General features: G+C 32.8%; 26 protein-coding genes. 3 read left to right on the top strand and 23 right to left on the bottom strand.

The window, feature by feature from the left end; all coding sequences use genetic code 11:
- Positions 1-61: 61 nt before the first annotated feature.
- A complete protein-coding gene (locus Q1A01_RS15125) occupies positions 62-730 on the top strand; it encodes a Crp/Fnr family transcriptional regulator (RefSeq protein WP_299682638.1) in 669 nt (222 codons plus the stop codon).
- Between the two features lie 32 nt (positions 731-762).
- Complete coding sequence (locus Q1A01_RS15120; protein ID WP_299682635.1) at positions 763-1,332, top strand: TlpA disulfide reductase family protein; 570 nt, start codon at positions 763-765, stop codon at positions 1,330-1,332.
- A gap of 143 nt (positions 1,333-1,475) precedes the next feature.
- Here Q1A01_RS15120 and Q1A01_RS15115 read toward each other — a convergent pair whose 3' ends face one another.
- The 16 genes from Q1A01_RS15115 to Q1A01_RS15040 all read right to left on the bottom strand — a co-directional run bounded on the left by Q1A01_RS15115 (position 1,476) and on the right by Q1A01_RS15040 (position 16,510).
- Complete coding sequence (locus Q1A01_RS15115; RefSeq protein ID WP_299682632.1) at positions 1,476-3,161, bottom strand: T9SS type A sorting domain-containing protein; 1,686 nt, start codon at positions 3,159-3,161, stop codon at positions 1,476-1,478.
- A gap of 365 nt (positions 3,162-3,526) precedes the next feature.
- On the bottom strand, positions 3,527-4,663 hold the full coding sequence (locus Q1A01_RS15110) for a helix-turn-helix domain-containing protein (RefSeq protein WP_299682630.1): 1,137 nt from the start codon (positions 4,661-4,663) through the stop codon (positions 3,527-3,529).
- A 564-nt stretch (positions 4,664-5,227) separates the two neighbouring features.
- Positions 5,228-5,731: a hypothetical protein gene (locus Q1A01_RS15105; RefSeq protein ID WP_299682627.1), complete on the bottom strand. Its 504-nt coding sequence runs from the start codon at positions 5,729-5,731 to the stop codon at positions 5,228-5,230.
- A gap of 65 nt (positions 5,732-5,796) precedes the next feature.
- A complete protein-coding gene (locus Q1A01_RS15100; RefSeq protein ID WP_299682624.1) occupies positions 5,797-6,852 on the bottom strand; it encodes a bestrophin family ion channel in 1,056 nt (351 codons plus the stop codon).
- 71 nt (positions 6,853-6,923) lie between these two features.
- Entirely contained in the window at positions 6,924-7,415 is a 492-nt protein-coding gene (locus Q1A01_RS15095; RefSeq protein WP_299682621.1) for a hypothetical protein, read from the bottom strand.
- 2 nt (positions 7,416-7,417) lie between these two features.
- Complete coding sequence (locus Q1A01_RS15090; RefSeq protein WP_299682618.1) at positions 7,418-7,864, bottom strand: hypothetical protein; 447 nt, start codon at positions 7,862-7,864, stop codon at positions 7,418-7,420.
- Positions 7,865-8,000: 136 nt separating this feature from the next.
- Positions 8,001-8,558, bottom strand: coding sequence for a YbhB/YbcL family Raf kinase inhibitor-like protein (locus Q1A01_RS15085; RefSeq protein WP_299682615.1), 558 nt, complete (start codon positions 8,556-8,558; stop codon positions 8,001-8,003).
- A gap of 88 nt (positions 8,559-8,646) precedes the next feature.
- Positions 8,647-9,486, bottom strand: a complete 840-nt coding sequence (locus tag Q1A01_RS15080; protein ID WP_299682612.1) for an AraC family transcriptional regulator — start codon at positions 9,484-9,486, stop codon at positions 8,647-8,649.
- 10 nt (positions 9,487-9,496) lie between these two features.
- Complete coding sequence (locus Q1A01_RS15075) at positions 9,497-9,907, bottom strand: DUF3052 domain-containing protein (protein WP_299682611.1); 411 nt, start codon at positions 9,905-9,907, stop codon at positions 9,497-9,499.
- 57 nt (positions 9,908-9,964) lie between these two features.
- A complete protein-coding gene (locus Q1A01_RS15070) occupies positions 9,965-10,396 on the bottom strand; it encodes a hypothetical protein (protein ID WP_299682609.1) in 432 nt (143 codons plus the stop codon).
- Positions 10,397-10,439: 43 nt separating this feature from the next.
- On the bottom strand, positions 10,440-11,288 hold the full coding sequence (locus Q1A01_RS15065; protein WP_299682607.1) for a hypothetical protein: 849 nt from the start codon (positions 11,286-11,288) through the stop codon (positions 10,440-10,442).
- A gap of 76 nt (positions 11,289-11,364) precedes the next feature.
- A complete protein-coding gene (locus Q1A01_RS15060) occupies positions 11,365-12,141 on the bottom strand; it encodes a hypothetical protein (protein ID WP_299682605.1) in 777 nt (258 codons plus the stop codon).
- Between the two features lie 14 nt (positions 12,142-12,155).
- Entirely contained in the window at positions 12,156-12,812 is a 657-nt protein-coding gene (locus tag Q1A01_RS15055) for a hypothetical protein (protein WP_299682603.1), read from the bottom strand.
- A 72-nt stretch (positions 12,813-12,884) separates the two neighbouring features.
- A complete protein-coding gene (locus Q1A01_RS15050; protein ID WP_299682601.1) occupies positions 12,885-14,264 on the bottom strand; it encodes an amidohydrolase family protein in 1,380 nt (459 codons plus the stop codon).
- Positions 14,265-14,312: 48 nt separating this feature from the next.
- The gene (locus Q1A01_RS15045; protein ID WP_299682599.1) at positions 14,313-15,197 is read right to left on the bottom strand and encodes an endonuclease/exonuclease/phosphatase family protein; all 885 of its coding nucleotides are present in this window, start codon (positions 15,195-15,197) and stop codon (positions 14,313-14,315) included.
- Between the two features lie 272 nt (positions 15,198-15,469).
- The gene (locus Q1A01_RS15040) at positions 15,470-16,510 is read right to left on the bottom strand and encodes a zinc-dependent alcohol dehydrogenase family protein (protein ID WP_299682596.1); all 1,041 of its coding nucleotides are present in this window, start codon (positions 16,508-16,510) and stop codon (positions 15,470-15,472) included.
- Between the two features lie 53 nt (positions 16,511-16,563).
- Between Q1A01_RS15040 and Q1A01_RS15035 the strand changes: the two genes are divergently transcribed.
- Complete coding sequence (locus Q1A01_RS15035) at positions 16,564-16,956, top strand: hypothetical protein (protein WP_299682594.1); 393 nt, start codon at positions 16,564-16,566, stop codon at positions 16,954-16,956.
- Here the strand turns inward: Q1A01_RS15035 and Q1A01_RS15030 are convergent.
- The 7 genes from Q1A01_RS15030 to Q1A01_RS15000 all read right to left on the bottom strand — a co-directional run bounded on the left by Q1A01_RS15030 (position 16,949) and on the right by Q1A01_RS15000 (position 24,930).
- The gene (locus Q1A01_RS15030; RefSeq protein ID WP_299682591.1) at positions 16,949-17,734 is read right to left on the bottom strand and encodes a hypothetical protein; all 786 of its coding nucleotides are present in this window, start codon (positions 17,732-17,734) and stop codon (positions 16,949-16,951) included. The genes Q1A01_RS15035 and Q1A01_RS15030 overlap by 8 nt on opposite strands.
- A gap of 65 nt (positions 17,735-17,799) precedes the next feature.
- Positions 17,800-19,287 (bottom strand): S41 family peptidase, encoded by a 1,488-nt coding sequence (locus Q1A01_RS15025; RefSeq protein WP_299682588.1) that lies wholly within the window; start codon positions 19,285-19,287, stop codon positions 17,800-17,802.
- 93 nt (positions 19,288-19,380) lie between these two features.
- Positions 19,381-20,145 (bottom strand): AraC family transcriptional regulator, encoded by a 765-nt coding sequence (locus tag Q1A01_RS15020; protein ID WP_299682586.1) that lies wholly within the window; start codon positions 20,143-20,145, stop codon positions 19,381-19,383.
- Positions 20,142-20,948, bottom strand: coding sequence for an arginase family protein (locus Q1A01_RS15015; protein WP_299682584.1), 807 nt, complete (start codon positions 20,946-20,948; stop codon positions 20,142-20,144). The genes Q1A01_RS15020 and Q1A01_RS15015 overlap by 4 nt, the downstream gene beginning before the upstream one ends.
- Positions 20,949-20,972: 24 nt before the next feature.
- Positions 20,973-22,598, bottom strand: a complete 1,626-nt coding sequence (locus Q1A01_RS15010; protein ID WP_299682581.1) for a M1 family metallopeptidase — start codon at positions 22,596-22,598, stop codon at positions 20,973-20,975.
- 106 nt (positions 22,599-22,704) lie between these two features.
- Positions 22,705-24,072 (bottom strand): M28 family peptidase, encoded by a 1,368-nt coding sequence (locus Q1A01_RS15005; protein WP_299682578.1) that lies wholly within the window; start codon positions 24,070-24,072, stop codon positions 22,705-22,707.
- Positions 24,073-24,153: 81 nt separating this feature from the next.
- Positions 24,154-24,930 carry a sugar-binding protein gene (locus Q1A01_RS15000; protein ID WP_299682576.1) on the bottom strand — a complete coding sequence of 259 codons (777 nt, stop codon included), beginning with the start codon at positions 24,928-24,930 and terminating at the stop codon, positions 24,154-24,156.
- Positions 24,931-24,935: the final 5 nt, after the last annotated feature.

The raw sequence follows: 24,935 nt of genomic DNA, 5'->3' as shown, positions 1-24,935 counted from the left end.
GGCTCTTTTTTTTGTAAGAATTTACTAAACTCATCGACAGAAAGAAAAACTACTCCCCAACATGAAAAAAACCTGGTTTCTTGAAGATGTCAATGTTTTTGGGTTGCTATGCCCTCATAAATTTAAACGCTTTAAAAAATCGCATAAATTCTCTCACTATAAAAAGAGAGATTATATCTACTCAGAAGATGATAATGCCAATAAGGTATACCTTATTGAAAAAGGAAAGGTAAAACTAGGCTATTATGGAGAAAATGGTGAAGAAGTCATCAAAGCGATTTTAACCAAAGGAGAACTTTTCGGAGAAAAAGCGATTCTTGGCGTTGAAAACCGAACCGAATTTGCCCAATCATTAGACCATAATACATCTATTTGTCCAGTGCCTGTAGCAACGATGCAAGACCTAATGAGAGATAATGAAACGTTTAGTCTTAAAATGTATAAATTTTTAGGTATCCGATTCAAGAAATTAGAGAGACGTCTCGAAGTATTACTCTTTAAGGATACAAAGACACGCGTATTAGAATTTATTAAAGAATTAGAAGACGATTACGGTTATTGCTGTCCTGAAACAGGAGATACAGTTATAAACCACCCCTATACGCAAAAAGATATTGCTACATTAATTGGGACCTCAAGACCTACATTAAACACCATTTTAAATGAGTTAAAATCGGTAGATATGCTTGACTTTAGTGGAAAGGAAATCCGTTTAAAACAAACTGATTAATATGTATCTTGGTCTATAAGAATTTACATGATATGAAAAAGAAAAAACTCACTATAAAAAACATACTCTTTCTTGTTATTATCGCATTGCTAATCATTCCGCAAACAAGAACACCTATTCAAGTTGCGATCAATAAATTGAAAGTTCAAATTTTTTCTCCTTCCGCTTTCGCGAAAGCAGACCAAGCACAATTAGAGCCATTTACCTATAAAGTTTCTTCTATAGATGGTCTTTCTCGTAATGCTGAAATAGGGCAGGGAAAAGTAACATTTATAAGTTATTGGGCTACTTGGTGCCCTCCCTGTATTGCTGAGTTGCCGAGTATTGAAAAGTTATATGCCGATTATGGAAATAAAGTAGATTTTGTACTGATTACAAATGAAAAACCAGATAAAGTAAAACGTTTTTTAGAGCGTAAACAACTTAATATTCCAGCAGTTTTCCCAGAAATGGAAACTCCTGAATTACTTTTTGAACGTAGCATACCTACCAATTATATCATTGATAAAACGGGAAAAATCGTTATCAAAGAAAAAGGCGCCGCCGATTGGAATAGCACAGAAGTGCGTGAGACATTGGATAAGTTGATTGCAACTAATTAACAGTACAGCCTAAAGAAATAAGAATATTAGTCTGCATTTACTTACAGAGTAAATTATACAGGACACTTTTATGTATAGTAAAACCCCTATTTATTGCAAATAGGGGTTTCGTTTTAGTGAGATATTAATAGAATGGTTAGTGATTACTTTTTGATTACTTTATATGTACTTGTTATTGCTCCTGATCTTGCTGTCATTAAATAAATTCCAGTAGGTAGCCTTCCTATAGAAAGCTGAGTATTTGTGGCATTTACTTCTTGCTCTACTATTTTTTGCCCTGTAATGTTATATATAACGACCTGTTCTATAGATTGGGTAGCATTTATGTTCAAGATATCTTCTACAGGATTTGGAAAGAAAGAGAACCCTTCTATAGTAGCTTCTTCTGTGCTTAGTAAAGCGTCGCTGTCTATATTTATTGTCTGTATTGAAGTAGATGCTTGTGCAAAAGCATAATAGGTTTGATTTGCATCTGCTTCGAAGGATACCTCTAGGTTAAAACCACAAGTATTGGTGCCACTATTAACATAAGTAAGATCATCTAACGTAGCGTTTTCATCAGCAGCACTATAAAATATAATAGTTTTATTATCATTATTTGTAGGATCTTCAAAATTTGCAGTTATAGTCCCTTCATCAGTTGTTGTAAATTTGTACCATACCGATCTAGTAGTTGTTACGCTACAGCCATTAGTGTTAGTTATTGAATCACCTGTAGCATCTGGAAAATTTACATTGTTATCTGTATATGGGAATCCTAGTTCATCTACATCTATCGCATTTTCAATAAGGTCGTTAGGTGGAGGAGAAAAATCGTAAGCAGATATCATAAATTCTCCAAAACCATTACCTCCAAATTCCCAAACACGTATCAGTACTATTTCTCCAGGCGTACGATCTGTAAGTGAGATTAATGAGAATAATCCCTCACCGTCATCATCATCACAATCTAATACTTCTGTAAGATCTTCTGTATATACAGCAATTCCAGAATCTCCTAGAGCAGAATTTTCAGAAAATTGCGACTCAACTGTTATAGATCCACTTGCAGGTACAGTAGCAGAAAACCAAACATCACCGCCGTTATAACTGGCACAACCTGGTGCCGGAATTGTTGGATCTACAAGCTGAGAATCTGATGCAAAATTATTAATACCATCTATCACATTATCTTCAAAAACATCACCTACGGTAAGCATAGTTGCAGTGGCTGGATCATCATTTACACGACAAGTTCCAAAACGTAGATTTGAAACAAAAAGTGCATCACCATTATCTGCATCTTCCAGTTCAATTCTTCCAATTAGTTCTGAAGAATGAATTCCAAAGAAATCAAAATCTGATACAATGTATGTGATGTCAAAAGTTTCTAGAAGCGTATCATTAGTATCAAAAACTCGAATGATACCATTACCATTGGTATTAGAAACTCCAAAAATATCAAAAGCTACACGCGTCACAGCTTCTGTAAATGTAACTATAGTGAAGTTTCCTGTATTACCTTCTGCTCCTATAGTAGGAACATCTTGATTTGATCCTAGTTGTCCTGGAGGAGCATAAAGTATATTTGCGTCATTTTCTATAGTAATTGTAAAACCATCTTCTAGTTCACCGTCAGGAAAACAATTACTAGAAACGGTGCTTGATAATTCTGGACCACAAAATGCTACTCCACTAGGAGATCCTTCAAAGTCTTCTGTCGTTAATGGTGTTTCTGTATCACATTCAGCGAGCCAGTTTGCTTCTACTTGATAGAGAAAAGGTCCTTGCTGCGCAAATGCGGTAAAACTAAATAGCATAAATACAGTTAATAAAGTAATTTTTTTCATGTGCCTTTTTTAATGTTTAATTAATTACACTGCAATATTACATTGACTTGTAGTTATGGATGTCTCATATCTTTGATAGTCAAAAATATTGGACAACTTTATAGGTGTTGATGCACATTATGAAATAATAGCAAGAAATGTATAGTTATTATTTTATTTAAAGCATTGTTTATTAGAGTTATATACTATTTATGTATAGTAATTAGGATTGATTAATACTTTAGAATTACTTATTTTAAGTATTTATAGATCTTCACTTTATGAATATGAGATTTATAGATTCATTTTATCACTAATTGACGAAGAGATGTCAAATGAATCAAAATAATTAGTTGTAAATGAATTTCAAAATAATTTTTAATAGATTAATTAAGTTGAGATTTTTTATACTGAGTAGGAGTGATTTGGGTTACTTTTTTAAAGGCGTTGTAAAAACTAGATTTAGAGTTAAATCCGGTTTCTAGTGCAATTGAAAGTATTGTATACTTGTCAAATTCAGGATCTACTAATAATTGTTTTGCAAGACCTATACGTTGTTGGTTTATATAATCTGTAAAACTATAGTTAGAATGATTATTTACAATCTGTGATAAATAATTTGCACTTATGTTTAGTTTAGTAGCTGTATAGTCTAGTGATAATTGTGAATTAAGGTATAGTTTTTCTTCTGTAATGAGTTGCTCAAAATCAGCGTATAGTTTACTATTTGTTTTCTTTTTTTCTGATTTCGAATTGACTAAAGATTGTGGTTGTATAAAGGACTTTGGTTCAAGTATAGCTACTTTTTTTCTAATTACCTTTCGCTCTTTGAATAGTTTTGCTTTAAAAATTGCTGCATACGCAATCCAGTATATTAAGAAAGAAATGGTAATCCAAAGTGGGTAATACCTAGTAAAACCAGGTAATGTTATGAAGTGATTTCCTAAAACCCAAAACACTATAGTCCCTAATGCTACAAATAATGTTGTTTTTAGCCATGCGGTTTTAATGATTATTTTATTACCATCTTGAAGTTTTGATTTCTTTTCATAAATAAATATTGCCCTAAAAATGAGAAACAAGAATAGTATATTAAATATTAAGATGACAATTTCTAAATAAGAATTATAAACTCTTTTATAGACTTCTTCTTGAAAAGTAGTATAGGAGATAAATCTAGAGATAGTCGCTATTCCAAATGGTGTAAGTACTAAAGCTACTTTTTTAAAGCAGATTTGTTTTTGTAAATATGCATTCACAAATAAATAGAAAAAAGGTCCAATAAGCATTTCAAATAGAAAATATGCTTTTGTTAATACGGGTGAATTTTTTAATAATTCTACATCATATAACCAGTACTGTAAATTATTAAGTGATAATGCAAGCACAGTAAGTGCTAAAAAAACATGAAGTTTTGTATTGTATTTCTTTCGAAAGAAAATAAAAAAACTAAAAAAAAAACCGTGAATGACACCTACAGCTATAATACTATTGAAAATGTTGAAATGAAATTCTTCTATCAAGGCAAGGGAAATTATTTAGAATAAAATTTTTATTATTAATACAATATAGTGCAAAAGTAGAGGTAATATTATGTTATTTCTTCTTATTTCTATAAGTAACATAAAAACGATATTATCTGTTATTTCATCGAAGAATTAGTTATAAAAACTTCTAGTTTTGAAAATCAATTATTTTAACAAGTAATTAAAACTGCATATGACTTCCAGTTTAGAATCGCTCAGAAATCCCATCTAACGATTCTTCTTGGTTTTGTAGTAAATTAATTTCAATACCTCCAATAATTGTGAATATAGAATCACCATTTGCTATTTCTCAAAATGAAATTTATCTAATTTTTTTATATCATTGATAAAACAGGAAAAATAGTTATCAAAGAAAAAGGCGCCGCCGATTGGATTAGTAAAGAAGTGCGTGAGACATTAGATAAATTAATAGTAGGCTAGGTACTTAATTACTAAATCTAAACAAAATTGATAATTAAATCTACCTATGCTTACAGGCATGCTAATCTCGTTGTTTACGAACTTGTTTCAGTATCTAACGGGATCTTAGTTTAATGACTTTTATTCATCTATAGGAATTACATTTTCATCTTCTAAGTCTACCCATTTCTTTTCAAAATAAAGAGCCATTGTTCTACCCAGACTATCTGTAGCGATAGTTTCTACAAAATGATCATTGTGACTTTGATATTTTATACGAAGCTGTGTATATTCATTTAATTCGTAATATGCTCCTAAATCTAAATTAAAAGGATTGTTTTTTACATCATTGGTAAAGACAGATAAAAGAAATAGGCGTTTGGATATCGTATCAGGTTGTGCATATCCAAATATTCTATGATCTTTTTTAATAGTAGCATTTAAATATAACATACTGTCAGATACATATGCATTTGTAATATGGTCTTCAGCATGAGCAATACTTTTAGCATGTGCTAAGTCCATACTATCTAGTTGAGTTAGCTTTGTATTTACTTTTTTTTCCAAAGCATTAGAACTAGTTTCTTTACAAGCTATGCATATAATAAATACTAAAATCGATAATGCATATGTTATTTTCTTCATAATGAGTCAATATTTGAGGCATACTAATAATAGAATTATGTATTACAATGCGTCGTACTTCTATTTTAAAACTGTGTATCGTTCCTAACTGGGAACTGCTCAGGAATTTCATTTAACGATTCTCCTAGATTCTGTCGTAAATCAATTTCAATACCTCTTGCGATTGTGGAAATAGGAACATCATTTGCTGTTCCTTCAAATGGATTTTCTCCAGTTCTTCCTATACGTTCCATGGTATGGAATATCCAAGCAACAATTACATAAAATGGAATTGTAAGCCATATGAAGTATGTTCCTATAAATGAGTTTTGATTTGTAATCTCTAGGCCTATTTCGGCAAATTGAGGGACTAATGCCAATGGTAATAACAAAACAAAAATCCACATAAAGAAGTGATTAAGCGTTGCAAAATGTCTTGGATATGGAAAGTTTTTGATGCGTTCGCTTTTGCCTTGTAAAGTAAAATGTTCTTCCAAAACGCCTTCTAATTGTAAGAAGGCGAATTCCCAAATAAGACCTTTTTCTTTTAATGCTTTTAAGTGATGTGATTGTAGGTATAATAAAGCTGTTTGTTTATTATTTTTACTCATGGTATAGGCGTGATCACTATCTGAGATATACGATTTTATATCCTCTTCTACAACGCTTTCTTTTTCTGGAGGGTGCATATTCCACTCGCGATTTGTTCTGTGGTTTGAAGTTGTTTCCCAGGGTTTTGATGCCCGCATTGCGTGACGTAAAGCAGTCATCCACGCAATATGTCTATAGGTAAGTGTCTTAATCTCTTTGGATAATTCTTCCTCTTTCAGAGGAGATATTGCATGCTCATTGGTAATCATATCCTGAAGATACATACCTAATGTTCTAGATGTATTTACAATCCCGCCCCATATTTTTCGAGCTTCCCAGATACGGCCATAAGCAGCATTATTTTGAAATCCTATCACAAAAGCAACTGCAGTGCCTATAAGTGCTAAGGGTGTCCAAGGTATTTTTAGCCAAGAAAGGTCCAGAAAGAAATAAGCGGTTACCCAAGCTACTATAATCAATAGAAATAATAATGTTTCAAAACGTGTCCAGACAGCCATTTGAAAGGCTGTGTATCTTTTTTTGGTATGCATAGGTTAAAGATAATAAATCTGAGTTTGCTTTCGCGAAAGCGTATATGAACTTAAATTATAAAGGAAATAAGCTATACATTATAGTCTATATGTACATCTGAATAGATAAGTTGTAAGTGTTTATTTCTTTGATACCAGGTATTTGCTTTGATCTCAGAAATTTTACGATCATGACTATCTTCGTCTTTTAAAAGGTCACTTTTTGATAAACAAGCATAGTGTATGAGATTACCTATACTATTTTCTTCAATTATATGTAGTTTAAAACGAATTTCAATGACTTCATCTGTAACATCAGAAAACTTAAAAGATCTCTTGAAAGAGAGCTCATTTTCATAGATTTTTATATATAGATCATCAAACTGTACGACAAATAATTCTTGATTAAACTGTGCTACATAGAAATTTACCATAGAAATGTCTTTGTAGTGATAAATCATAGCATCTATAGCACTTGCTGTTGTAATAGTATTTTGAGATCCAAATAGGTCAAGGTATTCATATACAGACGCAATCAATAATTTTGTCATCTTTTCAGAATGTATATCTGCATCTCGATACATTATTAGGCTTTTTGTGAGGGAGGTGTGGTGAGTATACCATTATCAATTTTTTCACAGTCATCAGAAAAGGGTGAGTAATGATCTTCTTCCCAAATTCCATCTCTATAAATAAACTCTATTCTATTAAAACCAGTAGATGTATGAATAATTAAATTATCACCTTCTTTAGGATGGTATTCAAAATCAAAGCAATTTCTAGTATTTAATTCTTCAAAGACAAAGTCGGCTGTAAGTCCTTCGTCAAGTTTGGAGGCAGGTAGTCTATAACGCCCCATTTCTTGTTCTTTTCTAATGCCTACATAAGAGAATAATGTCCATTCATATTCAGCAGTAGTTTTTGCTTTAGATTGTTTATTTAACTTTTTACGACGCTTTGATTTTTTATGATGTACAATCACCTTTGGGTCATTGCATTTGCAAAGAATAAAACCTTTTGAAAAATCACACATAGATTACTGATCATACAATTTATATTGTATAAATGTATTAAAAATACATGTGGTTAGTATCGTTATAATACAAATATAGTGTAGCACTCTATTGTAGAGTGTTACACTATATTACATAAAAAAGTATCTATACGGCCTATTGTTTTTCTCTTTGGTAATATGCTACAATGCTAGCTTTAGCAATCGTATTATTCCATAAATAGTATCCAACTACAGCTGGATTTGTATTTTTATTTAAACCTAGTGTGTCTGTCTTTAATGCATATACAGTAATAATGTATTGATGTAGGCCATGTCCTTCTGGTGGACATGGACCTCCATATCCCATAGCACCATAATCTGTGATACTTTGAATGGTTCCTTGAGGAGTTAAATTGAGTTTCACATTTCCTGCATCTGATACTAATTGTGTTGTTTTGGCTGGAATGTCAAATACGACCCAATGCCACCATCCGCTTCCTGTTGGAGCATCTGGATCATACATAGTAATTGCAAAGCTTTTTGTGCCTTCGGGTGCATTTTTCCAAGATAATTGAGGAGATTGATTTTTTCCAGTACAACCAAAACCATTAAACTCTTCTTGAATTGTTGTTTCTCCACCAATTGTATTACTAGACAATGTAAATGTATTTTGTCCAAATAAAGAGGTAGAGACTGCTAATAAGATTCCTAAAATAAGATGTGTGCTTTTCATAAGATTTGTGTTTTAATTACAGTGCAAATCTATAGCTAGAAGAAGCTTTTATGATGTCTTATTTAGCTCAAAAAGTATTTATAAAAGTTCAATTTATTTGATACTGTTTTGGTGTAACACCAAACTTTGTTTTAAAAGCTTGAATAAAATTGGATAAACTTTCATATCCAATCTCTTCAAATATATCTGATGGTCTATTCGTTGTATTTTTTAATAAAAGCGCAGCTTGTTCTAGTCTTTTTTCTTGAAACCACTTACTGGGAGAGGATTTGAAGTGTTTTGTAAACTCTCTTTTAAATGAAGAAACACTCATGTTTGATAAAAAAGATAGTTCCTTAAGTGTAAGTTTATTGAGTTTGTTAGATTCAACTATTTCTATGAAATGCTGAAATTTACTATCAGTATTATGAATAAGAGAAAAAATAAAATCATTGCCTTTGGTCTCTTTTAAATATAGTAGGAGTTCTTCAAATTTTGCAGATAATAAATGTAGTTTTACTTCTGGTTTTAATGTGTTGATATGAACTAAACTACTTACAAATGTTTTTAAGAATGCATCATATTCAAAAGAGTAGATAGATGATTGCTGTATGGTTTTTGGAGTAGGTATATTATGTTTTTGAACAAAACGTAGTAATGATTCATTAGAAAAGAAAAATAGAATACTTCTATAGGAATCATTAATATTCGCTAATTTCTCAGTCATTAAACAATGACCAGATTTCATCAGTAAGAAATTTGCATTTTCAATAGCAATTGTATTTCTGTCTGAAAAGACTTCTTTATAACCTTCTTGTAAAAAACTAAATGTATTTAGTTTTAGGGATACCATTTGTTTACGAGACTCTTCAGAAGTATGGTAATCTATAAGATAAAATGGAAGCTTATTTTCAGTGCTAGAATGATCTGGTAAATGTATTATATTCATAACTATTTTGTTACCTATCTTTTAATCTGTATACAAATTTGAGTGCGCTCCAATCCTTATCTATTGCAGCTACTTTAACGTCTAGAAGACCTATACTAAGAAGGTAATCTCTTATAGGTTCTCGTTTCAGATCTGTTGGAATGGAGGAAGCTCCTTTTGGCCAACTTACCCATAAAAGACCATTTTTTTTTAATGCTTTTTTATAAGTAATTGCATTGTTCTGTAGCTCTTCAAGAGTTGTACAGAATAAATGATTAAAGTCTATGTTTTTGGATATTATCTTTTTTGCTATTTGGAGTTTCTTTGGTAAGTCAGTAAATAAGTCAAAATAGTGTTGAGGGGCATTGAAAAGAAGGATTGTATATCCTTCTTTAATCCCTAATTTTTTGGCTAAAGGTGTTCCTGAATACCCTGAGGTCATTATATGATTTATTCTTAGATCAATACTAGGATATGTAATTTACATATTTTTAACTATTTATTCAAACTCTTCAGTGAAGGAATCATCCCATTTAAATGCATTAACAATCCAACCATAATCATTCTTATAATATGTAAAAATGATACGTATTGCAGTGTTTTCATATCGTACTAAGTAGGTCTCTCTAAGGGCGACGTCAGCTATCGTTTCATTCTTTATTTTTAAAGTGTCAATAGGTTTCCCAAATCGATCTCTAATGATATTTAAGTATTTAATTGTTTTTTCCTCTATAGCATCAAGTTCGTTTTGAGGCATTGGCCAATAGGGTGTTAATTGTTCAAATGATGCTGCAATGTTATTTTCTTTAAATAACGAAACAACATCTTTAGAAAGTTCTTGTGTTTCTGCAATACTTCGTAAATACTTAGTCTGAGCAGCTAATTGAAGTCCCATGAATAAGAAGATGATAGCAATACTTGTTTTTTTCATATATGTAAGGTTAGTATACGTGTATTCGTAAAGTTATTATAAATTAAAATGGATCCATATCAAAATCAGCACCTGAATCCCAGTCTCCAGAGCTATCTACACTAAAATAATCATCAAAAGAATCAAACATATCAGAGATATCACTGAATAGATCAGATATAGAGATGTCTGTACTTGTTATAAAATCAAACCAAAGCCAATCATCAATAGCGTCTTTATTTTCTGGTGATGTGTTTATTGAGGCTAATTTTAATTTCTCTAAAAGTTCAAAGGTTACATTTTTGAGCAGAAAAATATTTCCTTTGAGAAATAAAATAACTTCTAATGCTTCCTTTGGTTTATTCTCAATCAAGTTGACAATATTATTATCAACCATTTGTAAATAATCAGCAATAGTAACTTTTAACTTCTTACCTTTTTGATTGGTCGTAACCGATGAGAAAATAGCTGAGAAGAAACCATTTTTAAAATGAGAGGTAAGTTTTAAATCTTTAATGATTTCTCTTTTGTATTTGTATTGAGATGTTATTTCTTTAGTGATTTCTCTCAAATATACTTTTAACTGAAAATAAGTATCCTCATCAATTCTCTCTGTAAAGTAAGTTTCAAAACCGTTTGGACTGTATTTTGCAAAGTTTTTTCCTGTTTCAACAATTATATATTCTCTTAGATAGGGATCTCTAGGATGCAACCTTTTTAAAGTCTTTTTTATAATGAGTACTTGTTTTAAAGTTAAATCAAATAGCGTCAACTTTATTAACTCAATATAATCAATACGGGGTTCTAATAGAAGTTGCGTTCCAGCAGGTTTTAGTGTTGATAATTGATGAATAATAGTGTTTTCAAATGCGGTGTCTAAATTAAATGGAACTGTACTTGTTGTATTTTTCAATAGTGATGGTTAATGATGTTACATCATGTAAGTATAGCATAAAACATAAATGTTACAGAAAAATAACTTTTACACACTAGATAGGCTTTGTCATTTTTAGTTCAAAGAAGTAAGATGTTGTAGTTTTATAGTTTTCGTCATCAATCTTTTTTACCTGAATCAATGCCGTATTTTGATCCACCCATAGTGTTTCGAAAATACCATATATCTGATTTGAAAAATAGTATATGGGAGTCACATAGTGTTCTTCTAGTTCATAGATGAAAAATTCATTCTTTTCATAAATAGGGTGATCTATATAATTTGAAAATGTAATCAATCTTCTATTATTTGGTGAAACCTCATATTCAGGGCATAAAATCCAATATCTATCTTGATTTAAATTGATAAGTAAGCTATGAGCTTCTTCCCAATTATTCCAATCAAATAGTACTGTATTTGTTTTTTTTGAAAAACCCTTAAAGATGTAGTTTTCATAATATTCTCCATCATTAAAACTACAAAGCGTATCCTTTTTTCTAGTATGAATATTTAAATAAAAACAAGAATCTTTTTTAGTCAAAAAATTTCTGGTATCGTCTTGTTCAAAATTTGTTGTTATTGTTTTGCTTTTTAAAGATTTATACAGAGACACACCTATTTGTTTAAAATGAAAGTTCCATTGATTTACGATAGTGTCTTTAGGAAAAACATGTAATGTGTCAAATACTGCTGCTTCTTTGCTTGTCTCTACTTTTTTGATTTGTTTTTTTAAGGAATTTCCTTTCAGTTTAACAGGTTTAACCTGTCTTACTTCCTTTTTTTGGCAAGCAAAACATAAAAGTATCAGTAAAAAATATAGATATAACCTCATTTCCAATGGTAATACTAATAATAGACTAATTTTCTCTCCTCTATAATGACTTCTCCATCTTGATGATGAAAACTTCTCTTTATCCAATCGCCTTGTTTATTAAACGTATAATCATAAAACTTAGATGTTCTAGATGATTTTACAGGAGCAAATGGCATCCAAATAGTTTCTACAAGGACATCATTTTTAGCAATTAATTGATATTGATGTATTGTATCTCCGCTTTTATGTAATAATGTATGTAGTTCTATGTTACAACCTTCATACTGAATTAGTAGGGTAGTGTTATCCTCTGCAGTCATTTTTGTAGGACGTCCAGAAGCATCATATTGTAATACGGTAGACGTATCGATCACTGCTTTTTTACTCTTAGGATTTTCTCCTTCGGTATAAAAATCCTTTAGTTTATTTTTAGTGATGATTCGTATTATTTTACCATTCTTGTATTCACGATTCGTAATGTTTTCATCTCCATTTGTTTTAATACGTATAACATTGCCACTTTTATCGTATTTTATTTCTTTCGTACTGATCTTTTCAGAACTAAGTTTAAATTTTGTAGTGATTTTTGCTTTTTTTATTCCTTTATCTGGATAACAACCTTCATCTTGATGTCCTTTTGAGGTAAAGGGAGTTGACAGGATAATAATTATTAGATATATAAATCTCATTGTTTATGGAACTAAATTAGTGTGTAAAGTAATAAAGACTTATGTAATGTTAATACACCTGATTACATAAGATTATCTTTTCGCTCTATTATCTGCAATTTCGTTCAATCGTTTATCGATCGCTTCTTTAGATAACCATTCTCCTTTTACAAAGACGCCTGCAAGATTCTTAAGGTGTTTTGCATTTTTCAGAGGATTACTATTTAATAAAACGAGATCGGCGCTTAAACCTTCTTTAATTACCCCATATTCATCTTGAGCGGTAAAGAATTTAGCAGGGTTGATGGTACCGGCTTGTAAGATTTGTAAAGGGGTTAGCCCTGCACGTGTCATTCCATCAATCTCATGATGTATCGAAAACCCAGGGACATTAAATAACTGTGGCGCATCAGAACCTAATAACATACCATGTCCATCGTCTTGTAATGCTTTAATAAGCTTTCTACGTATATTATTAAATTGTTGCCATTGTGGTTCGTTAAAATTAGGATTATCTGTAGTATATTGTCCTTTGCGAGCTTTCCAATTTGCAAGGGTAGAAGCAGGCATGTATTTCATTTCAGGATCTTTAAGTAGCTCGTCAGCTGTGATAGGAGCAAACCAACGTTCATACAAACTTTGTGTCGGTACGATCCAAATGGTATGCTTTCGCGAAAGCGCAACTAGTTCATTTATCTTCGTAGTATCTGCAATGGTTGTAAAGTTATATCCAAAAAAACCGTTGTCTTCTGCATGGTAATTTGCATACTCAGAGGCAAGCCCTTCTAAAAAACCATCTACGTGATCAATAGCAGCGTAGTTACTTTCAATAGCATGACGAATCCCTACATCTACAGGAACATGCCCAGCAAATGGAATGCCTACTTCGTTAGCAGTAGCGACTATTTGATCAAAGACGTCTCGTTGTATACCTGGATGAATTTTTAAAAAATCAAATCCTTCTTTTTGATATGCTGTTACCTTATCAATAGCTTCTTGTTTGGTCGTTACTGAATTTCCATTGAGCGACGGACTGGCCGTATAGATACGCGGACTTAAGAGATCGCCACTTGCTGCTCTTTCGCGTAAGCGTAAATGTTCAGAATGTCCTAGCATACCACGTATGGTTGTAATTCCATTTGAAAGGTATAGAAATAGAGTTTCTTCTATGTGTATTGCGCTTGAAGTAGGAGGAGGGATGTGTGCATGCATTTCGGCTAATCCGGGAATGAGATATTTCCCTTTTCCATCAATAACAACAGGGTACATGGTAAGATCTTTTTCATTACTCGTGATCATTTTTATTTTCCCAGAGTCTATTACTACGTGTTGTGACGGGATTTCTTTGCCTGATTGTACATCAATGATTGTAACATTAGTAATTACAGTGGCTGTTGGAGAGACTGATTTTTGTGGTTGTGCACAGGAAATGCAAAGTATATAAGTAACTAATAATGCATATAATGTTTTCATAGTCATAATTTTTTGCATAAAAGTCTAGATAAGTTTATCATATATTTATTAAAAATCTCGATTTGCACTTTTTTCTTTTATGCCTTCTTTGATTAATTTTACAGTTTCTTTTTTTTCTTCTTTAGTAATGATTTCTACATCTTTTTCTTGGCTGCGATTAGATATGTCGACAGAAAAAATAGTGCTTATAGGAAAATGATCAGACCCAATATATTCTAAAACTTTTAATTCATTTAAAAAAATTGTAGGGCTATGAAAAACCAAATCTAATGGAGCTCTAAAAAACCAATATTTTGCATGATAAGATGCGAGTATACCTCGTCCACTTCTTCCATCAATCAAACCACTGTTTTTAATAAATAACTTGGCAATTCGAGACCAGGCTACGGTATTGAAATCTCCAATGACAAGAACAGGGCTTTTGATTTCTTTTGCCCGTTTTGCAATACTCATTAAGTCACCATCACGTTCTTTTGAGGTTACTTCTTCTGTAGGGCTTGGTGGCGGTGGGTGTACACTAAAAACTACAAAATCATTTTTATCGTCACTTGTAAAATGAGCTTCAATACTCGGTATGTCATCAGAAACAAAATAATGTGTTGTAACTTTTTGAAAGGGAATTTTAGCATAAAGATGCATTCCATATGTATTTTCTAGGGTTACTTTTTCTGTGTATGGGTAATCAATTTCTAAATCACGCATCGCAATTTCCCAATCTTTATTACTTTCAATTGTTATAAAAATATCAGGTTTTTCTTTGTTAATAAGGTCTTTAAAACGTTTAAATTTTTGATTATATTGATAAATATTTGCAGATATTACCTTAACTTTTTTAAGATTGCTTTTTGGGACTAAATTTTTCTTTTTATAAAACTTTGTAAACCTACTTAATAAATAGGTGTGGTATATAATGAAGAATATGTGAGACGCCATTAGCAACCAAAACCAAGAATTTCTTTCCAAAAAAATCAAAAGACCAATGCAAACAATGATTTGAAGAAAAAGTAATTGTATTTTGAAAAATTCAGTAACTCTGAAAACCCAATGTTGATTTCTAACAAATGGTAATAGACTTAAAAAAATAAGAAGTATTGATAATATTAGAAAAAAAAAATTCACTTTTAAGAATGTTTATATAGGTATTAAAATAGTATTTTTTTGTGATGATTCCTTATACAGTGCTTTTTTGTTTTATATAAGGCACTTTAAAAAGTATCAATAACCAAGACACCTTTGTTTCTAAATTGATTCATAGCAGGAAGCTCTGTAATAGCGTCTTCCAATGTGATGGTTCGTTCAATAAGTTGTTCGGGATGTAATTGTCCATTTCTAATCATAGTAAGCATTTCTGGATAGCGATGTGCTTGCATCCCATGACTTCCTATAATTTCAAGTTCATCAGCAAGTACACGATCCATAGGTACTTTAGCATGATGATGATCACCTGTCATGAGGCCTACCTGAATGTGTTTTCCACGTTTACGTAAACAAGAAACGGAGTTAAAGCAAGTCACGGCACTCCCTAATGCATCTACCGATACGTGTGCACCTCCTTGTGATACTTCTTTGATATGTGATACGACATCTGGAGATTGACTAGCATTAATAGTATATGTTGCTCCTACCGCTTTCGCGAAAGCTAACGAAGCCTCATTAATATCTATCGCAATGACTTGTGCGCCTAAAGCATGTGCAATCATAATCGCTGAAAGCCCAACACCACCACACCCATGAATAGCCACATATTGGCCTCCTTGCACTTTTCCTTGATCTACAATCGCTCTAAATGAGGTAATAAAACGGCATCCTAGTGTAGCAGCAGTTTCATTACTAATCTCTTCGGGAAGTTTGACAAGATTTGTCGTAGCATAATCGATGGTCGTATATTCTGCAAAAGAACCCCAATGCGTAAATCCAGGTTGTGATTGGGTATCGCAAATTTGATGATTTCCTGAAATACATTGGCCACAGCTTCCACAACCACACACAAAAGGCATTGTGACGCGATCACCAATGGTAAATCCTTGTACATTTTTACCCATCGCTTCAATAGTTCCTGCCAGTTCATGCCCTGGAATATGTGGTAACTGTATGTCTGGATCATGTCCCATCCATCCATGCCAATCACTTCTACAAAGCCCTGTAGCCGCTACTTTAATCACTACACCATCGGGTGTAGGCGTAGGGTCAGGAACTTGCTGAATATTTAATGGCGCTTGGAAATTTTCATATACTAATGCTTTCATAGGTTATTTCTACTGTTTTTAGTATCTTTAAATACACTAAATAACTAATTTGTATGCAATTTAGAATTTTATTCTTGTTTTTATTTCTTTCAGGAACTATGCTTCAAGCACAAGTACAAACACCCACTATTAATGGTATTTTAGATATAGATGCGAGTAACTTTTTTATACAGACTAAAAGAGTTCAAAACATGGATATTAATTTTTCATTTCGTTTTAATAGACTTCCCAATATAGATGGTATCAATTCGTTTTCTCGTTTTAACCGTGTAACGGGTCTTAATGATACTTATGTCAGATATAAAGAAAAGTATGAGTATACAAGTTCTTCTATTCTATTAGAAAATCAATTTCGAATTTCTAAAATAGATTCCTTTAATCCTAATGGGTCTACCAGTTTTGGTAATGCGGTCGTAAATGGTGTTTTGAATCTTATTTTTAATTAACAGCATCTAAAAAAGGTTTCATCTTTAGTAACTTTATATCATCTCTCTTTCTGAGTTCTCTTAAGAACCATCCTTTATGTCCTGCGCCATAAATAATTAAAAAACGCTTCCCTTTGTAACGATGTTTTTCCAATGCTTTTTCGATATGCCAATAATGAGCAATATTTATATTGTCCCAACCCCCAAGACCTAGCTCAATATTAAATAAGCGATTATAGGTTTGCAATGCCACATCTTGTATGTCATCATACTCATCTGTATGGATAAAATAAGGGTCATTTACTTTTCCTGTTGCTGTATATAAAGAATCAGAAAGTCTATTTGCTTGGATATAGGCTTTCCAATCATTTACACGGGTACTGTCTTTACTAATAGCTTTTAATTTTGCGCTACGTTCTTCTGCCATAGGTTTGGTCCAACCTGCAGTAGGGATGATTTCAAAATCTAATTCTTTTGTAAGTGGAAATACCACATCTACATACTCAGGAAAACGCATCACACGTGGTTCCGAAATACTATCATCTCTCAGAAACCCTTTCATGGCTGATTCCATACGATCAGGCGGAATTTCTGCTAGGATATAATCAGGTTTGATTTCTCTGATTAATTTATCTAAATACGCTGTATTATATACAGAATCTGTTGTATGACCTCCATGAATAGCGCCTAATACTAAGACTTCATTTGGTAATCTTTTAGGAGCATCTACATGATGCTGTTTTTCTATACAACTTACTATTGCTAGAAATGGTAATAAAAGAAGTGATTTTAGTTTCATAGTAAGCTTTGTCGTATCTGTGATGTGTGCTTTACAAGGTATAAAATTACTAGGGTATTTGTAGATTAATGAGTAGCTTTTCCTTCTAAAATATAGTGTAAAGGAGAAGCAATACCACTCATATACTCATCTATTGTTGGGATTACTTTATGATGCGGTATGACACCTCGTCCAAATGGAGATCCAGATACATTCATGTCAAATTTTAAAGCGGGTACTATAATGGTAATGTTACTGTATTTAAGAGGGATTCCAACACTATAACCACTCGTGTTTCCATAGTATCCACCTCCAGTTTCTTCTCCTACAAAAGTGGCTCTTTTGTTGGTATATACCATATTAGAAAACTCACTCCCTCCTGAATAGGTGACAGGACTTATAAGTACATAAAGCTTTCCGTTATATGTATAGCGAGGTTCTTTTTTATAAGCCATTAATCCAAAACCAATTCCTTCTGTTCTACAGTAACTGCCATTTTCCATTTTCTTATTGCTAAAAACACGTTCTAAAAATCCAAAGGTTTTGAAAGAGATAGGTGTGTCTACACCATTGTCTAAAGTAGTATGCTGACTTTTTGCACATACACTATTATACTTTTGGTAATTAGGCCCAATATAGGAATAGAGCAGATTTTCATTTCCTTCATTCCCTCCGCCATTTTCACTCACGTCTATAATGACATTAGAGATGTTTTTTTCTTGAATGGTTTTAAAACTATTCTTTAAAAAACGTTTATAGTTTTTATGTATAGTATTATCTCGATATACATCAGTACTAAAAGTGTGTACCGCTAAGTAGGCTGTGGTATCATTTACAATTTTAAACACGAGACTCTCGTCAGTTACTGGTTTCTTTTTAGTCTGATATTTTTTAAAATTCTCTTGTATATTTTTTAATAAAGCAGCAGATAATTGTACATCCTGTATGTTACCGTTGTTATCTTTTACTTTAAGATCAAATGTATCTACAAAACCATATTGAAGAAAGTAATGCTTAGAGAACGAAAACCCATATAAATCTGAATATTTCACAGCTTTTATAAATCCATCTGAAGCAAATAAATTACCTAACTTTTCTACGAGTTCAATAGGAGATTCCCCATTAATACTGATAATCTCTTTTTTAACTAGATGTCTATATTCATCTGAAACACCTTGATTAATGATGTACATTTTTTTGTCTAGAAAAACAACACTCAATGGTAGGTATGTTGCTTCATTTTCTAAATAGTTATTTGTTGCGTCACTTAATCTTATATCTGTATGATCTTCTCTTGTAAGCGCTACAATAGGTGCAATAATTTTAAAGAATTCGATTTCATTTAAGTCACTATTTATTTGATCATATCCTTTTGTAAAGGCAACATCCACACTATCTTTTGGTGTATACCAATACATGCCAGTATGTTGTTTCTCAAGTGCTTGTTTAAAGATATTAAAGTCTAGTTGTAATTTTTCTTTAGAAATCTTAGGTAAACTACCGTATTGTTGTGCTATTGATTGCGATAGACTTATAAATACGATACTTAAAAATATAAGATGCTGTTTTTTCATTGATCACGTTTTTTGTTGATTGTGATACAAAAAGAATCTATTTAGAAAAAAAAGCGTTGTATTATATTGACAATTTAGAAATGTAATAGATTTTTAAGTAAAATTCTCGCAGTACATTTTTGGTGAAATCCCTACAAACCGTTTAAAGAATTTTGAGAAATGTGCTATATCTACAAAGTTGTAATCATAAGCGATATCTTTTAAAATGGAATGCTTTGTCATATGTGATTTTGCATCAAACACTTTTTTCATCAACACATAATTGATAGGAGTAAGCCCTGTTGATTTTTTAAAATTACGAGCAAAACTATACTTGTTTATCGTTGCGACAGAAGCTAGATCTTCTAGACGCAAAGGACTCTTGATATGGTCTTGTATATAGTTTTCTATCGCATCCCAATGCTGTAAAGGAACTGCTGGAATATATCCTTGCGTACAATCTGTTGATTTGATAAGTGTTGTAATAAACGTATGTGTAGCTTGTTGAATCGTTTGTTTATTTCCAGATACGAATTCATTTTTAAGTGTCAGAAAGTCGTTGGTTACTTCTTGATTTTTTATAAGCCTATTGGTAAAATATATTAAGGTCTTGAAAGGCGTATTTTTTTCAAATAGTATAGAAGATATATAGAATGTATCAAATGTTAATGAATTAGTAGCAGAGTACAACGGATTTGCGTGTAATTCATAAGGATGTGTTATGGTAATATCATTGGGATGTCCATAACAGGTTTCATCTTTTGTTTCTATGACCTCAACACCATCTCGTATTAAGGAGATACAGTATTCTGTATGAAAATGCAACGGAAAAGGTTTTTTCTGATTTTCAAAAGAAATGAGTTTTAGGCCTTCTATCATTTCATTAATAAGTCTATAATAGGCGTGATAGGTTGTAACTCATCTTGCGATAAAGTAGTAGATTCTAAAACGCTACTTCCAACTATTGTAAAATGTGCTTGTAATGCCTCTATACACGCTACTGATTCTTTAATAGTCACGCCATCTGGTACGCGATAATAGGTCTTGTCATAATCTGTTGGTTCTAGACAATCAAAATCAAAATGAAGGTAAAGGTGTGTTATACGCTTTCGCGAAAGCGTACCCAGTAATTCTTGAATATTTAATTTCTTGGGATGATAAATATTCCCTTTATCTAAACGTATTTTTTCAGTAGCATCAATATCTCGTAAGCCTACATAATGTATTTGATGCTGTTCAATAGTACTAGAGAGTAACGAATTCATTTCAGGCGCGCCTTCTCCTAAAAGGGTACGTAATGGCATTCCATGAAAGTTACAGCTTGCCGAGTCACAAGGCTTATTAATATCTGCATGCGCATCAAACCAAATCACACCAAGGTTTGGGTATTTTTGGTTGAGGTAGGAGACAGGTACTATCTCTAAACCACAATCTCCTCCAATGGTTTGTAGTGTTTTAGGTTGTGTTATCTCTAGCTGCTTTTTAAATCGCGTTAATTGCTCTGTAATTGCATCGTAATTATTGATTTGATGCTTTTGCACACCATTTACTCCAGCAGGGACTGTAGATAAAGGAATAGCAGTAAATGTTGGATTGTTTAAATAGTCTAACACTGTTTTTGCTCCAGCTTCTATGCCTTCACCAATACCAGCGCCTTGCCATTGTGGAAAATATATTTTCACACGTTTACGTTTTTAGGATTTATCTTATGGGTTTATCTTTTTTAACGCTACATAGAAATCGTCTGCTATTTTTAAGCTTTTGATTTTAGTATCTGCTTTATAGGTACGCCATTGTTTAGAAGGATATACCCATTGTTTTTCTCCGTTAATCACAAGTTGTATAGGCATATCAAAGCCATTTACAGCATTACTATATCGGAAAGTTATTTTATTACGGTTTTTTTGATATTCCAGTACAGGAATTTTTGTGGTACGTAGATACTGATTAAAAAATGCGTTGAGATCTTTTTTGAGTGTTCTACTTAAATAGTTTTCTACTTGTTTGGTGGTGACCGTTTGATGGCAGAATTTGGTGTTGAGTCCTCGTAGGGTAGTACGCCAAAGTTCATCATCTTCTACTAAGGTTCTAAGCATATGTAGCATGTTTCCGCCTTTGTAATACATATCAGTACCACTTCCAGTTTTTCGTACGTCATAGATGCCAATTATAGGTCTGTCATTTTGAATAAGCTTTCGGGTACCTATGACATATTCTGAAGCGGCTTGTTTTCCAAAATGATAGTCTAAATATAAACTCTCTGAATAATTGGTGAAGCTTTCATGTATCCACATATCAGCAACATCTTTTGAGGTAATGTTATTTGCAAACCACTCATGTCCAGACTCATGTATGATAATAAAATCGAATTTTAATCCCCAATCTGTTTTAGAAAGGTCCCGACCTAAATATCCATTTTGATACTTGTTTCCATAGGTGACAGAACTTTGGTGTTCCATTCCTAAATAGGGTGCTTCTACAAGCTTATAGCTATCTTCATAAAAAGGATAGGGGCCAAACCAATGCTCAAACGCCTTCATCATCATAGGGGCTTGTTTAAATTGTTCTTTGGCTTTTTCTTCATTTCCTTCAATCACCCAGTAGTCCATATCTAATGCACCATTTTCACCTTGGTATACTTCTTTAAAGTGTGTGTATGTCCCAATGTTAAGATTAACGCCATAGCTGTTAATAGGATTTTTAACAGTCCAGTGATACGTTTTTGTAGTAGTGGTAGAGTCAATACCTACCAAACGACCATTTGATACATCTACTAAGTCTTTAGGTACGGTAACATGTATATCTAAGCTATCTACTTCGTCATAGTTATGATCTTTATTTGGCCACCATACACTGGCGCCGATTGCTTGATTTGAAGTTGCAATAAATGGACGTCCTTTTGTATCTTTTTTCCACGAAAAACCACCATCCCAAGGCGCATTTTTTGCTTTACGAGGCTGCCCCTCAAAACCTAGAACCAATGTGTTAATAGCTCCTTTTTGTTGTTGTTTTTTTAGTTGTATAAAATGCGCATTTCCGTCATGACGTACATGTAAAGCAATCCCATCTTGAACAATAGAAGTAAGTTCCATAGGTGCTTGTAAATCTATTTGTAGCTCGTCTTTCCCTTCTTCAAGTACCGTATAGGTGATCTCATTTGTTCCTAGGATAAGTTGTGTATCTGGATGTACATCTACTGATAAGTCATAATGATTAAGATCCCACCATGCGCGTTCTGGTGTTATAGAACCACGTAGGGTATCTTCTCTCGTGAGTTTTTGGCTCGATGCACTCGTGGATATACATAGGAATAGAATGATGATGTATTTCATTAGGATGCTTTTATATATTTAAAATGGTAAAGTTAATAGTTACTGGTTAATTGTTATATGTTAACGAATAACATATAACGGATAACAGACATTAAGATTTTACACTTTAATTCCTAATAATATTATTCGGAAACGTTACGATGCTCTCATGTCCATCTTTTCCTATAGCTGCGACGCCAAAAAAGAAGTTATCTACTACAATTCCTTCTAATGTATATTTAGTGACGTTTCCTACAAGGCGTGCATTATCCCATGTAGGAGAGGTAGTATCTCTCCAGTAAATCTTATACGCTACGGCTCCTTCTACAGGACTCCATTCAAATTTAGCACTTGGTTGTACAATTCCACCAATACCTACAATTCCTGGAGATGGTGGTGCCCAAGCAATACTAGCGAGATTAATTGCATTTACCGCTGTAAGTTTTGCTGCATAGTCAAAATTTACATGTTCAAAAGTATCTCCATAATTGATTCCATTTTCGGTACGGATATCTTGGTGTTGTTGTGTATAATTTTCATGTGCTTCCATGATTCGAATACCTGCAAAACCAGCATCATTAAAAGGGCGGTGGTGACCACCACGACCAAAACGATCTAAACGATAAATCATCATAGGATTCATTTCGGGCATATATGTTTTTACATTTTTATGGATATAACGTGCTAATTGGCGTGAGATACCGTCTACTTCACCTCCATAAAAACGACGTGCGCGACGTTGTCTTTCTGTTTCGGTAGGAGGTACAGGTTCTGAAAAGATTCGGAAGCTTCGGTTATCGATAACACCATCTACGCCTGTAATATTTCCGATCATATCATTATTTAATATACCGATGATGTCCCAATTATTTGCTTTCGCGAAAGCGGCCAAACCTTGACCTCCAAATAACCCTTGTTCTTCTCCCGAAAGGCCTACATAAATAATACTATTTTCAAATGTATATTTTGAAAGCACACGTGCAGCTTCTATGGTTCCTGCCATTCCGCTGGCATTATCATTAGCGCCTGGCGAGTCTGAAGTATAATCTGTAGGATCAGATACGCGACTATCTATATCACCACTCATGATAATATAACGGTTAGGGTATTTTGTACCACGTTGTATGGCAACCACATTTACAACTTCTACATCTTTTACTATACGTCCGTTACGACCTTTTTCTACCAAATCTTTTTGATAAAAAACTTCTAAGCAACCATTGCATTCTTTAGAAGTGGCTTCAAATTGCCCTTTAATCCACCTGCGAGCGGCTCCAATGCCTCGTGTTTGCGATATGGTATCACTTAAGGTATGACGTGTCCCAAAATCGGCTAATGTCTTTACATCGTCTTTAATTCTATCTGCAGAGACAGCATCTATAATATCATAGATACGAGTATCTGTTTGTGCTGTTAAGCTCAAAGACGCTAGAAGGAAAAATAGAAAAGTAAATGAAAGTATTGTTTTGAAGGGATGTACTGGTTTTTGTTGCATGGTGATGAGTTTATAATAAAATACCTCCCTAAAATAAGCGTTAGAGAGGTATTTATAAGTTTTGTAACAAAATTTTAAGAATTATTCTGCCACTTTTTCGGTGAGTTGAATAGTGCCAAAAATACCTGCATCTATCCATCCTCTATTTTTATCTTCTCCTTGAACAGCTACAGATCCTATAAAGTTCTCACGTTGTTCACTGGTATCATTATCACAATAGGCGAGTGCAAATCCTATTTTTTGATTTGGTGCTAATATTTTTGCTTCATTAGCAGTATGATCTACATAGGTATCTTCATACACAAGAATCTTACATTCCCATAGTGTTGTTGTTCCATTTACTTTTCGGGCAGAATTGACATGACTGTTATATAAGGTAGGCACTTCTCCAGGAGCCATATCTACTACATTGCCATCTAATGCTACGTGGTAAGCAAATGCATTGTGCGTGTATTGATGTCCGCCACCAGAATTATCGGCATCTACAAATATTTCTAAGCAGTCATCATCCCACCATAAGGTAAGTGGGTCTTCATGTTGATCATATATAATATCATCTTTTATTTCTGCAATAAGATAAAGTGCTTCGGGTGTCCAAGTGAGTTTATAACGTCCTGAGAAGTCTTCTTTATTGTATGCTTCTCCTAGCCATCGTTGGTCTAATGGATTCCAAGGAATACTTTCCCATGCAGGGTCATCAGCAATACCATCAATAGTAGGCGTAATAATAGCTTTGGTTACTTGTCTGAGTTGATGATCTGTTTTCGGTAAGAATACTTCTTTCTCAGGTGTTTTTTTGTCTGTTTTACAGCTTAGTAGTATTGTAATACTTATTAAGAGTATAAGTGTTTTTTTCATTGGGT

The organism is uncultured Dokdonia sp. (assembly GCF_947492815.1).
Lineage (GTDB): Bacteria > Bacteroidota > Bacteroidia > Flavobacteriales > Flavobacteriaceae > Dokdonia.
Note: the sequence above shows the minus strand (reverse complement) of the source record. Positions and strands in the feature narration are given on the sequence as shown.

What these genes read in the sequence shown, in the direction of transcription:
- Q1A01_RS15045 (WP_299682599.1), bottom strand. Translation starts at nt 15,197, where the DNA reads ATGGCGTCTCACATATTCTTCATTATATACCACACCTATTTATTAAGT.
- Q1A01_RS15060 (WP_299682605.1), bottom strand. Translation starts at nt 12,141, where the DNA reads ATGAGGTTATATCTATATTTTTTACTGATACTTTTATGTTTTGCTTGC.
- Q1A01_RS15025 (WP_299682588.1), bottom strand. Translation starts at nt 19,287, where the DNA reads ATGAAAAAACAGCATCTTATATTTTTAAGTATCGTATTTATAAGTCTA.
- Q1A01_RS15020 (WP_299682586.1), bottom strand. Translation starts at nt 20,145, where the DNA reads ATGATAGAAGGCCTAAAACTCATTTCTTTTGAAAATCAGAAAAAACCT.
- Q1A01_RS15105 (WP_299682627.1), bottom strand. Translation starts at nt 5,731, where the DNA reads ATGAAGAAAATAACATATGCATTATCGATTTTAGTATTTATTATATGC.
- Q1A01_RS15120 (WP_299682635.1), top strand. Translation starts at nt 763, where the DNA reads ATGAAAAAGAAAAAACTCACTATAAAAAACATACTCTTTCTTGTTATT.
- Q1A01_RS15085 (WP_299682615.1), bottom strand. Translation starts at nt 8,558, where the DNA reads ATGAAAAGCACACATCTTATTTTAGGAATCTTATTAGCAGTCTCTACC.
- Q1A01_RS15070 (WP_299682609.1), bottom strand. Translation starts at nt 10,396, where the DNA reads ATGAAAAAAACAAGTATTGCTATCATCTTCTTATTCATGGGACTTCAA.
- Q1A01_RS15040 (WP_299682596.1), bottom strand. Translation starts at nt 16,510, where the DNA reads ATGAAAGCATTAGTATATGAAAATTTCCAAGCGCCATTAAATATTCAG.
- Q1A01_RS15095 (WP_299682621.1), bottom strand. Translation starts at nt 7,415, where the DNA reads ATGTATCGAGATGCAGATATACATTCTGAAAAGATGACAAAATTATTG.
- Q1A01_RS15115 (WP_299682632.1), bottom strand. Translation starts at nt 3,161, where the DNA reads ATGAAAAAAATTACTTTATTAACTGTATTTATGCTATTTAGTTTTACC.
- Q1A01_RS15005 (WP_299682578.1), bottom strand. Translation starts at nt 24,072, where the DNA reads ATGCAACAAAAACCAGTACATCCCTTCAAAACAATACTTTCATTTACT.
- Q1A01_RS15030 (WP_299682591.1), bottom strand. Translation starts at nt 17,734, where the DNA reads ATGAAACTAAAATCACTTCTTTTATTACCATTTCTAGCAATAGTAAGT.
- Q1A01_RS15125 (WP_299682638.1), top strand. Translation starts at nt 62, where the DNA reads ATGAAAAAAACCTGGTTTCTTGAAGATGTCAATGTTTTTGGGTTGCTA.
- Q1A01_RS15100 (WP_299682624.1), bottom strand. Translation starts at nt 6,852, where the DNA reads ATGCATACCAAAAAAAGATACACAGCCTTTCAAATGGCTGTCTGGACA.
- Q1A01_RS15050 (WP_299682601.1), bottom strand. Translation starts at nt 14,264, where the DNA reads ATGAAAACATTATATGCATTATTAGTTACTTATATACTTTGCATTTCC.
- Q1A01_RS15080 (WP_299682612.1), bottom strand. Translation starts at nt 9,486, where the DNA reads ATGAATATAATACATTTACCAGATCATTCTAGCACTGAAAATAAGCTT.
- Q1A01_RS15090 (WP_299682618.1), bottom strand. Translation starts at nt 7,864, where the DNA reads ATGTGTGATTTTTCAAAAGGTTTTATTCTTTGCAAATGCAATGACCCA.
- Q1A01_RS15055 (WP_299682603.1), bottom strand. Translation starts at nt 12,812, where the DNA reads ATGAGATTTATATATCTAATAATTATTATCCTGTCAACTCCCTTTACC.
- Q1A01_RS15075 (WP_299682611.1), bottom strand. Translation starts at nt 9,907, where the DNA reads ATGACCTCAGGGTATTCAGGAACACCTTTAGCCAAAAAATTAGGGATT.
- Q1A01_RS15000 (WP_299682576.1), bottom strand. Translation starts at nt 24,930, where the DNA reads ATGAAAAAAACACTTATACTCTTAATAAGTATTACAATACTACTAAGC.
- Q1A01_RS15035 (WP_299682594.1), top strand. Translation starts at nt 16,564, where the DNA reads ATGCAATTTAGAATTTTATTCTTGTTTTTATTTCTTTCAGGAACTATG.
- Q1A01_RS15010 (WP_299682581.1), bottom strand. Translation starts at nt 22,598, where the DNA reads ATGAAATACATCATCATTCTATTCCTATGTATATCCACGAGTGCATCG.